The sequence below is a fragment of the Kitasatospora sp. NPDC054795 genome (assembly GCF_053611565.1).
Genome location: NZ_JBSHAP010000215.1, coordinates 1 through 9,361, shown reverse-complemented (window position 1 = coordinate 9,361; position 9,361 = coordinate 1). Strand labels below are relative to the sequence as shown.

Below are 9,361 nucleotides of genomic sequence, written 5' to 3'. Positions count from 1 at the left end.
GCCCGCGCACCGCGCGCGGGCCGCTCGGCGCCCGGCGGCAGGGTGCCCTTGAGCGGCCCCCACTCGTTCGGGTCCGGCACGCCGGCCGGCTGCATCTTGCGCCGGGCCGGCCCGCCGCCGTGATCGGACTCGCCCGGCTCCTTGGCGCCCGGCCAGTCCTTGGCGACCCGCGCCGCGAGCACGAACTCCTTGCGCAGCGGGTTCCCCTCGAAGCCGTCCGGCAGCAGCAGGGTGGCGAGGTAGGGGTGCCCGGGGAAGTCGATGCCGAACATCTCGTGGGTCTCGCGCTCGTGCCAGGCGGCACCGGCGTAGACGGCGACGGCGGTCGGCAGCGCCGCCTTGTCGCGCGGCACCCGGGTGCGCAGCGCGAGGTGCCGCACGCCCGGCGCCTCGACGGCGGCCAGGTGCGCGACCACGGAGAAGCCCTCGGCGAGCTCGTCGACGGCGCTCAGCCAGTCGAAGAAGCCCAGCCCCAGGACGTCCCGGGCGTTGGTGAGCGCCTCGATCCAGTTCTCGGCCGGGACGTCGACGGTGATCAGCCCGTACGCCTCGGCGCCGGTCGCCCACTCCCCGACCGACGCCGCGCACTGCTCGGCGGAAGTCACGAGACCCCTCCCTCGGTCGAAGAGCCGGCCGGCGCCCCGGTCGGGGATCCGGTCTCGGGAACGTCCCCGGAACCCGTCCCGGTGCCGTGCGAGGGCCCGGTCACCAGCGGACGGCGCAGCGCCGACGCGGGCGCCGCGTAGCGGTCCGGCAGGGACTCGGCGGCGATCTTCTCCTGGAGCTTGAGGATGCCCTGGAGCAGCGCCTCCGGCCGCGGCGGGCAGCCTGGTACGTAGACGTCCACCGGGATGATCTGGTCCACGCCCTTGGTGACCGAGTAGGAGTCCCAGTACGGGCCGCCGGAGTTGGAGCAGGCACCGAAGGAGATGACGTACTTCGGCTCGGGCATCTGCTCGTAGAGGCGCTTGACGGCGGGCGCCATCTTGTCGGTCACCGTCCCGGAGACGATCATCAGATCAGCCTGCCGGGGTCCGGGCGCGAACGGGATGACACCCATCCGGATGAAGTCGTGCTTGGCCATGGACGCGGCGATGAACTCGATCGCGCAACAGGCCAGGCCGAAGTTGAAGCACCAGAGGCTGTAGCGGCGGCCCCAGTTGAGCACCACCTTGACCGGGTCCGGCGCGAGCCGGGCCAGCGGGCCGATGCCGCGGCGCTCGACGGCGCCGGGGCGCGCGGGGTCCGGCAGGCCGAGCGGAACGGGACCGCCCTCGGCGCCGCCGTGCGAGTGGGAGTGCGTCACGTCCATTCCAGAACGCCCTTCTTCCAGGCGTAGAGCAGCCCGACCGCGAGGAAGCCGATGAACAGGAACATCTCGATCAGGGTTCCGGCGCCGTACCCGGCGGTGGCGAAGACGGTCGCCCAGGGGAACAGGTAGATCGCGTCCACCGCGAAGATCACGTACAGGAAGGCGTACACGTAGTAGCGGATCTGGGTGTGCGCCCAGTCCTCACCCACCGGGTCCACTCCGCACTCGTACGTGAGGAGCTTCTCGGGCGAGTACACCACGGGTCGCAGCAGCCGGTTGGCGGTGAACGCCACGGCGACGAAGAGCACCCCGACGACGGCCAGCAGACCCATCGCGGCGTACGCGTCGAAGTAGCCGCTGCCGACCGCCGGGTCGGCCGCGACGGCAGCCGCGTGCTTCCCCTCCATGCCTTCGCCTCCACCTCGGCCGAGAACCCGCCCTAAGGACAGTTCTACGACGTTTACTCTCACGGGCCTAACGATGGCCAAAGCGTGAGTCTAAGGGGACCTCTCCGCTCCGCCCGAAACCTGCTCGGTCCGCAAGACGGCCGGTGGACACCGTGGCGGACCGCCGGCGACCGGGCCCGGGGGTGGGGTTAACCCCCGGCCGGGAAGATGTATCACCCCCATGGCATCCCCCGCCCGCCGTTCGGGAAGCTTGGTCCAGCCGCACGACGAAGAGGGACGGTAGATCCGATGAAGCCGCTGCACCGCGCCGTGGACGCCATCAAGGAGCAGGACGCTCGGATGGAGCGCCAGCCGCTGTACGGCAAAAGGATGTGGCACCAGGTCGGACGACTGCTGCTCAACCTGCCGCTCGGCATCTTCGGCTTCGTGCTGGCCGTGGCCACGCTCTCGGTCGGCCTGGGGCTGTCGATCACCGTGATCGGCCTGCCGCTGCTGGCCGGCGGCCTGGCGCTCTCGCGCTCCCTGGGCACGCTGGGCCGGCGGCGGGCACGGTCGGCCTACGACTCCGGGATCGACGAGCCGCAGCCGGTGGAGCCGCGCCGCCCGGGGCTGGTCGGCTACACCATCGCCCAGCTCACCGACCTGCTGAACTGGCGCTCGGCGCTCTACAACGTACTGATGCTGCCCTGGGGCGTGCTCAGCTTCGCGCTGACCCTGATCTCGGTGATCGCGCTCTGGCCGGTGCTGCCCTGGGTGGTCCGCGGGCTGGCCGCGGTGGACCGCATCCTGATCGAGTCGCTGCTCTTCCCGGGCGCCCTGGCCGAGCGGGTGCGCGAGCTGGAGGACGACCGCGGAACCGTGGTCGACACCGCCGCCGCCGACCTTCGCCGGATCGAGCGCGACCTGCACGACGGGGCCCAGGCCCGGCTGGTCGCGCTGGCGATGGACCTCGGCATGGCCAAGGAGCGGCTGCGCGAGGTGGAGTCCGAGGACGACATGGCGGCCGCCACCAGGATGGTCGACAACGCCCACGGCGAAGTGAAGCTGGCCCTCCAGGAGCTGCGCGACCTGGCCCGCGGCATCCACCCGGCGGTGCTCACCGACCGCGGCCTGGACGCCGCGCTGTCCTCGGTCGCCGCCCGCTGCACCGTCCCCGGCGGGGTCCGGGTGAACGTCGACCTGACCGGCCCGGACGGGCAGCCCGAGCGCCCCGACTCGGCGGTCGAGGGCATCGCCTACTTCACCGTCAGCGAGTTGCTGACCAACGTCTCCAAGCACGCCGGCGCCCGCTCCGCCTCGGTCGAGGTCTGGCGCTCGGAGCACCAGCTGATGGTGCTGGTCCAGGACGACGGTAAGGGCGGCGCGGCCCCCTACCCGGGCAGCGGACTGGCCGGGCTGGCCGAGCGGATCCGCGCGGTGGACGGGGTCTTCCTGGTGGACAGCCCCGAGGGCGGCCCGACCACCGTCACCGTCGAGCTGCCCTGGCGCACCCGCGCCGCACGCCGCTGAGCGGCCCCTCCCCCGGACACGGCAGGGCGCCGGGACCTCGTCGAGGCGGAGACGAGGTCCCGGCGCCGGTCCGGTACGGCACCCGGCCCGCTGAACCCTTGCGCGGCGTGCGGTCCGGCGTCCCCGTACCGGGGCTCAGGGCGAGGTCTGGGCGGCTGCCAGCTCGCCGAGGGTGACGTCGGCGGTCTTGGTGGCTCCGCTGCGGGTGTAGGTGACGGTGACCTTGGTGCCCGGGCTGAGCGAGGCGAGCGCGGTGGTGAGCGCGTTCAGCGAGTCCACCTGGGTGTCGCCGATCTTGGTGATGACATCCCCGGCCTGGAGACCCGCCGAGGCCGCAGCCCCGCCCGGAGTGACCTCCACGATGACCGCGCCGGAGGGCTGGAACTGCTGGTTGAAGCTGGTCCGGGCGGTGATGCCGAGCGCGGCCCGGCCGGAGTTGGTCACCTTGCCCTGCTTGATCAGCTGGTCGGCGATGTTGGTGATGGTGCTCGCCGGGATGGCGAAGCCGATGCCGGGGGCGGCCGCGCCGTTGGTCTGCGGCTCGGTCGCGGCGAGGGTGTTGATGCCGATCACCTTGCTGTCCAGGTCGGCCAGCGCACCGCCGCTGTTGCCGGGGTTGATCGCCGCCGAGGTCTGCACCATGTTGCTGATCGTGGCGCCCGGCGACCCCGGGCCCTGCGGCTCGGAGACGGTCCGCCCGATGGCCGAGACGATGCCCTGGGTGACGCTGCTGGAGAGACCCAGCGGGCTGCCCATGGCGAGGGTGATCTGGCCGATCTGGACCTTGCCCGAATCGCCGAAGCTGGCCGGCTTGAGACCGCTCGGCGGGTTGTTCAGCCGGATCACCGCGAGGTCGGAGTCGGGGTAGCTGGCGACCAGGCCGGCGTCCAGCGCCGTGGTGCTGTTGGCGAGGGTCACCGCGAAGGTGGTCGCGGTGCCGACCACGTGGGCGTTGGTGACGATGTCGCCCTTGTCGTCGTAGACGATCCCGGACCCGAGGCTGTCGCCGGTGGTGATCTGCACCACGGAGGGCAGCACGTTGGCGATCACCGCCTGGTAGGCGTCCTGCAACTGGATCCCGCCGTTCGACTGGCCGGACGACGAGGCGGCCTGCGGGGAGCCTGCGGCCGGGGACGGACCGGTGGCGGCGACGGTGGACGAGGAGGACGTGCCGCTGCTGCACCCGGCCAGTGCCAGCGCGGCCGCCAGCGCCACCGCGACGGCCCCCGGCAGCCGCCCGCCCGCCGGCTTCGGCCCGATCGGCCGCGGCCCGACGGGCAGGGGGTTGGCGTGTTCCTTGTGACGGCGCACCTGGCTGCCTCCGATTCGTCACCGCGCCGAACGGGCGCAGGTGTGGACGCACGGAAATCCTGCCCAGCTTTTCACCGTTTTGTCCGCTTTGCGGCTCCGACTCGCCCGAACGTGGCGATCGAATCCGAACGCCTAGGATCGGCACATGACTTGGTTGATCACCGGCGGTGCCGGATACATCGGCGGACACGTCGTCCGACAGCTGCTCGACGCCGGGGAGCGCGTCGCCGTCCTGGACGACCTCAGCACCGGCGACGCCTCCCGGCTGCCGGCCGGCGTCCCCCTGATCGAGGGCTCCACCCTGGACCGCGCCGCCCTGGACGCCGCGATCCGCGAACACGGCATCGAGGGCATCCTGCACTTCGCCGCCAAGAAGCAGGTCGGCGAGTCCGTCGAGCAGCCCTTCCTGTACTACCGCGAGAACATGATCGGCCTCCAGACCGTCCTGGAGGCCGCCGCCGAGGGCGGGGTGAAGCGCTTCCTCCTCTCCTCCTCCGCCGCGGTCTACGGCATGCCGGACGTCGACCTGGTCACCGAGTCCACGCCCTGCGCCCCGATGAGCCCGTACGGCGAGACCAAGCTGGCCGGCGAGTGGCTGGTCGCCGCGGCCGGCAAGGCCCACGGCATGTCCACCGTGGCCCTGCGCTACTTCAACGTGGCCGGCGCCGCCTCCCCCGAGCTCTCCGACGCCGGAGTCTTCAACCTGATCCCGATGGTCTTCCAGCGGCTCACCGCCGGCGAGGCCCCGCGGATCTTCGGCGACGACTACCGGACCCCGGACGGCACCTGCGTCCGCGACTTCATCCACGTCTCCGACATCGCCTCGGCGCACGTGGCGGCCGCCAAGCGGATGGCCGCCGACCCGGCCGGCGCGACCTCGCTGGTGCTGAACATCGGCCGCGGCGAGGGCGTCAGCGTCAAGGAGATGCTGGAGGTGATCGGCAAGGTCACCGGCTACGACACCGCCGCCGAGGTGACCCCGCGCCGCGCCGGCGACCCGGCCCGCGTGGTGGCCTCCGCCGACCTGATCCACCGCGAGCTGGGCTGGACCGCCCGTCACGACGTGACGGAGATGGTCTCCTCCGCGTGGGACGGCTGGTGCAGCCGCCACCCCGGGGCCCGCAAGGCCTGAGGCCCGACCCGGCGCCGCCGCTCCGGCGGCGCCGACCCGGCGGTGTCCGCCCCGCGGTTCAGCGGGCGGGCACCGCCGTGCCGTAGAAGGCGTCCAGCGCGTACACGCAGCGGTCCTTGGAGCCGACGAAGACCCGGCCGCCGACCGCCACCGGCGAGCCGGTGAGCTCGCCCTTGGTGCCGAGCTCCCAGCGCAGCTGACCGCTCGCCAGGTCCAGGGTGTGCAGCGAGTGGTCCCGGCTGCCCAGGTGCACCAGGCCGTCGGCCACCGCCGGGGAACCGACGATCTCCCCGCGGGCGGTGTAGCGCCAGCGCTCCCGGCCGCCGGCCGCCTCGAAGGCGTACAGCACCTCGCCGTTGCCGACCAGCACCATGCCGTCCGCGACCACCACCGGGTCGGCGCCCTGGCGGCGGCCGGTGACCCCGCGCCAGCGGTCCAGGCCGGTGGCCGCGTCCAGCGCGTAGACCGTGCCCAGGTAGTCGGCCACGTAGACCGCGTCGGCGTCCAGGGCGGGCGGGGTGAACAGCACCACCGGGGCCTCGAAGCGCCAGCGCTCGACCCCGCTGGCCGCGTCCAGCGCGTACACCCGGGTGCCGGCCGACACGTACAGCACGCCGCCGCGCTCCACCGGGTGCGAGGGCACGTCCTCGCCGACCGGGAAGGACCAGCGCAGGCCCGCGCCGCGCGGGTCGACGCAGCGCAGCCGCCCGCCGCCGTAGTAGTAGGCGGCGCCGCCCACCAGGACCGGGCCGGACTGCGGGTTCTCGTAGTCCTGCTGGGCGTCGTCCGCGCGCCACAGCTCGGCGCCGTTGGCGGCCGAGCGGAGCTGGACGCCGCCGCCCCTGATGCCGCAGCAGAGCACGCCGTCGGCGGCGGAGAGCGAGTAGACCCAGCCGTCCAGCGAGGTGCGCCAGCGCTCGGTGCCGTCCGCGGCGTCCACGGTGTACAGGTGCGGGCCGTCCGCCGCGTGCACCCGGCCGGCGTCCACCGCGAGCGCCCAGGCGACGTCCCGGGTCTTGTAGCGGCGCTCGCCGGAGGCGATGTCCAGCGCGTGCACCTCGAAGCTGGAGACGAAGAGCGTGCCGTCCGCGACCACCGGGGTGCCCCAGACGTCGTTGGACATCCGGAACCGCCAGGGGCGCCAGCGGGCGACCGGCGCGGGCGGCGGGGTGGGGGCCCGGCGGACCCAGTCGGTCGTGGCCGGGGCGGTGCTCGGGCCGGGCTGCTCGTACTCGGCCCGCGGGCCCGGGCCTATCCGCACCGAGGCACCGGACAGCTGCACCTCGACGGAGCCGCCGGTCGGCGCCCGGTGCCGGTTCGGGGAGGCGATCTTCGCGGTCGGGATCTCGGCGTCCGAGTGCGGGCCCGGCTGCGGCAGGCTGTGCACCGGCCCGGCCGGCGACTGGGCGTGCCGCCCGCCCGGGTTGGTGCGCGGGTCGGCCGGCCCGAGGTGCTGCGGCGGGACGTGGGCGGGCGGGACGTGCGCGGGCGGGCCCTGGGGATGCGGGGGCGGCTGGGCCGGGCCGGCCGGCGGGCGCGACGGCGGGGCGGCCGGACGGCGGCCCCGCTTGCGCTCGATCAGCTCCAGCGCGTTGGCCGGCAGCCACTCCCCGGCCTCGCCGGAGGCGTCGTCCCGGGAGAAGAGGTGCGGGGCCAGCTCGGTCTGGATCTGCGCCGGGGTGGGCCTGCGCTCGGGGGCCTGCTGCATGCAGGCGCGGACCAGGTCCATCAGCTCCGGCGGCATGCCGGTCAGGTCCGGCTCCTCGCGCAGCAGCTGGAACACCGTCTCGACGGGGTTGGAGCCCCGGTAGGGCGGGTGCCCGGTGGCGCAGAAGACCATCAGCGAGCCGAGCGAGAAGACATCGCTGGCGCCCCGGACGGTACGGCTGTCCCGGGCCTGCTCGGGGGACATGTAGGCGGGGGTGCCGACCGCGACGTTGGTCATGGTGAGCCGGGTGCTGGACACCCCGGCCGCGATGCCGAAGTCGATCACCTTCGGGCCGTCCTCGACCACCAGGACGTTGGAGGGCTTGAGGTCGCGGTGGATCAGCCCGGCCGCGTGGATGGACTGGAGGGCCTCCGCGATGCCGGCGACCAGCCAGCGGGTGGCCTCCACCGGCAGCGGGCCGCAGTCCTCGACCAGGTCCTCCAGCGAGGGGGCCGGGATGTACGCGGTGGCCAGCCAGGGCACCCGGGCGTCCGCGTCCGCGTCCACCACGGCCGCCGTGTAGAAGCCGCCGACCGTCTTGGCCGCCGCGATCTCCCGGGCGAAGCGGACCCGGAACAGCTCGTCCTCGGCCAGCTCACCCCGCACGGTCTTGATGGCCACCCGCCGCCCCGACGCGGAACGCGCCAGGTAGACCAGCCCCATCCCACCCGCGCCGAGCCGCCCCAGCACCTCGAAGGGCCCGATCCGCCTCGGATCGTGCGCCGTCAGCTGGTCCACTCCGCTGCCACCTCCCCGTTGTCCGCACCCGCCGCGTGGTGCCGGACCCGATTCTCCAATGCCGTCCTACGCATATCCAACCTCCCCCATCCCCCGGAACCCGTCGTCCGGGCCCGGACGACGCCCCGGACAGCCCTCTGACCAGCGAGGACGGAACGGCCGGATCCTGACGCCCGCTCCGGGGGCGGCTTGCGCCCGGAGCCACGGACCGTCCACTTCCGGACGGGACCGCACCCTTCGGCCGTCGTCACGCTCTGTCACACAACCACCCCTCAGCGGACTCGCCGTCACGCTGTGAGGTCAAAAGCACACGGGGGGGCTTCAAGAGGGGCTTCGAAGCCCGGTGAATATCCGTCCGAAGTGGTTCATGCCGCTATACCAACCCCCGTGCGGAGTAATAGTCGCATCACCGAATCGCGCCAAGATCGTGCCACGGTAAGCTGACGGCATGACAGGACAAGTTCGCACCGTCGACGGTCGCGTCGCCGGGCGACGCGGACAGGAGACGCGGCAGAAGCTGCTCGATTGCCTCCGCGAGATGCTCAGCACGTCGCCCTATCGGGACGTCAAGGTCATCGACGTCGCCCGTATGGCGGGTACCTCCCCCGCGACCTTCTACCAGTACTTCCCGGATGTCGAGGGCGCTGTCCTCGAAATCGCCGAGGAAATGGCCAAGGACGCCGACCAGCTCAAAGAGCTGGTGGCCGGAAAGTCCTGGGCAGGGAAGTCCGGACCGACCACTTCGGAAGAACTGGTCGACGGATTCCTCGCCTTCTGGCGCAAGAACGACGCCATTCTCCGAGTGGTCACGCTCGGTGCCGCCGAAGGGGACAAGCGGTTCTTCAAGATCCGCATGACGGTCCTCAACGCGGTCGCCAAGCCACTCGCGGAGGCCGTCAAGGAACTCCAGGCGAAGGGTCAGGCCGACAAGTCGCTCGATCCGAACGCCGTGGCCGGGGCCCTGGTCTCGCTGCTCGCCTCGGCGGCCGAGCACCAGAAGGCCTTCACCTCCTGGGGCGTCAAGGTCAAGGACCTCAAGCCCAACCTCGCTCCCCTGGTGTACCTGGGCGTCACCGGCAAGAAGGCGCCCAAGTAGGACCGTTCTCCGACCCATCATCCGCTCCGCGCGCAGCCCCGGCCTCCTGTCCGGGGAACGACGGACGGCGGCCGTGTCCTCGGGGGAGGTCCGCCGACGTACCGCACGCGCGCCAGACATGCCGGTGGGCGGGCACCCGGGACAGGGT

The 9,361-nt window shown here is 72.8% G+C and carries 8 protein-coding genes; 3 read left to right on the top strand and 5 right to left on the bottom strand.

Annotation, left to right across the window (positions count from 1 at the left end; all coding sequences use genetic code 11):
* The 3 genes from ACWGJO_RS39990 to ACWGJO_RS39980 all read right to left on the bottom strand — a co-directional run.
* Window positions 1–605 (bottom strand): NADH-quinone oxidoreductase subunit C (locus ACWGJO_RS39990; protein ID WP_452190649.1); only part of this gene is annotated, 605 nt, incomplete at its 3' end.
* Window positions 602–1,312: an NADH-quinone oxidoreductase subunit B gene (locus ACWGJO_RS39985; RefSeq protein ID WP_452190647.1), complete on the bottom strand. Its 711-nt coding sequence runs from the start codon at window positions 1,310–1,312 to the stop codon at window positions 602–604. The genes ACWGJO_RS39990 and ACWGJO_RS39985, both read right to left, overlap by 4 nt.
* Window positions 1,303–1,719, bottom strand: a complete 417-nt coding sequence (locus ACWGJO_RS39980; protein WP_359902891.1) for an NADH-quinone oxidoreductase subunit A — start codon at window positions 1,717–1,719, stop codon at window positions 1,303–1,305. Before ACWGJO_RS39980 ends, ACWGJO_RS39985 begins: the two co-directional genes overlap by 10 nt.
* A gap of 339 nt (window positions 1,720–2,058) precedes the next feature.
* Here ACWGJO_RS39980 and ACWGJO_RS39975 point away from each other — a divergent pair, with 339 nt between their 5' ends.
* A complete protein-coding gene (locus ACWGJO_RS39975) occupies window positions 2,059–3,228 on the top strand; it encodes a sensor histidine kinase (RefSeq protein WP_452190653.1) in 1,170 nt (389 codons plus the stop codon).
* 135 nt (window positions 3,229–3,363) lie between these two features.
* Here ACWGJO_RS39975 and ACWGJO_RS39970 read toward each other — a convergent pair whose 3' ends face one another.
* Complete coding sequence (locus tag ACWGJO_RS39970; protein WP_452190651.1) at window positions 3,364–4,488, bottom strand: S1C family serine protease; 1,125 nt, start codon at window positions 4,486–4,488, stop codon at window positions 3,364–3,366.
* Between the two features lie 196 nt (window positions 4,489–4,684).
* Between ACWGJO_RS39970 and galE the strand changes: the two genes are divergently transcribed.
* On the top strand, window positions 4,685–5,671 hold the full coding sequence (gene galE / locus ACWGJO_RS39965; RefSeq protein WP_452190645.1) for a UDP-glucose 4-epimerase GalE: 987 nt from the start codon (window positions 4,685–4,687) through the stop codon (window positions 5,669–5,671).
* 58 nt (window positions 5,672–5,729) lie between these two features.
* On the opposite strand, the gene ACWGJO_RS39960 is transcribed toward galE, so the two are convergent.
* Complete coding sequence (locus ACWGJO_RS39960; RefSeq protein WP_452190643.1) at window positions 5,730–8,117, bottom strand: outer membrane protein assembly factor BamB family protein; 2,388 nt, start codon at window positions 8,115–8,117, stop codon at window positions 5,730–5,732.
* Between the two features lie 448 nt (window positions 8,118–8,565).
* Here ACWGJO_RS39960 and ACWGJO_RS39955 point away from each other — a divergent pair, with 448 nt between their 5' ends.
* On the top strand, window positions 8,566–9,213 hold the full coding sequence (locus tag ACWGJO_RS39955) for a TetR family transcriptional regulator (RefSeq protein WP_224284690.1): 648 nt from the start codon (window positions 8,566–8,568) through the stop codon (window positions 9,211–9,213).
* The last annotated feature ends 148 nt before the right edge of the window (window positions 9,214–9,361 follow it).

Excerpts from the sequence above, each read along its gene's own strand:
- ACWGJO_RS39985 (WP_452190647.1), bottom strand. The coding sequence starts at position 1,312 with ATGGACGTGACGCACTCCCACTCGCACGGCGGCGCCGAGGGCGGTCCC.
- ACWGJO_RS39980 (WP_359902891.1), bottom strand. The coding sequence starts at position 1,719 with ATGGAGGGGAAGCACGCGGCTGCCGTCGCGGCCGACCCGGCGGTCGGC.
- ACWGJO_RS39975 (WP_452190653.1), top strand. The coding sequence starts at position 2,059 with ATGGAGCGCCAGCCGCTGTACGGCAAAAGGATGTGGCACCAGGTCGGA.
- galE (WP_452190645.1), top strand. The coding sequence starts at position 4,685 with ATGACTTGGTTGATCACCGGCGGTGCCGGATACATCGGCGGACACGTC.
- ACWGJO_RS39955 (WP_224284690.1), top strand. The coding sequence starts at position 8,566 with ATGACAGGACAAGTTCGCACCGTCGACGGTCGCGTCGCCGGGCGACGC.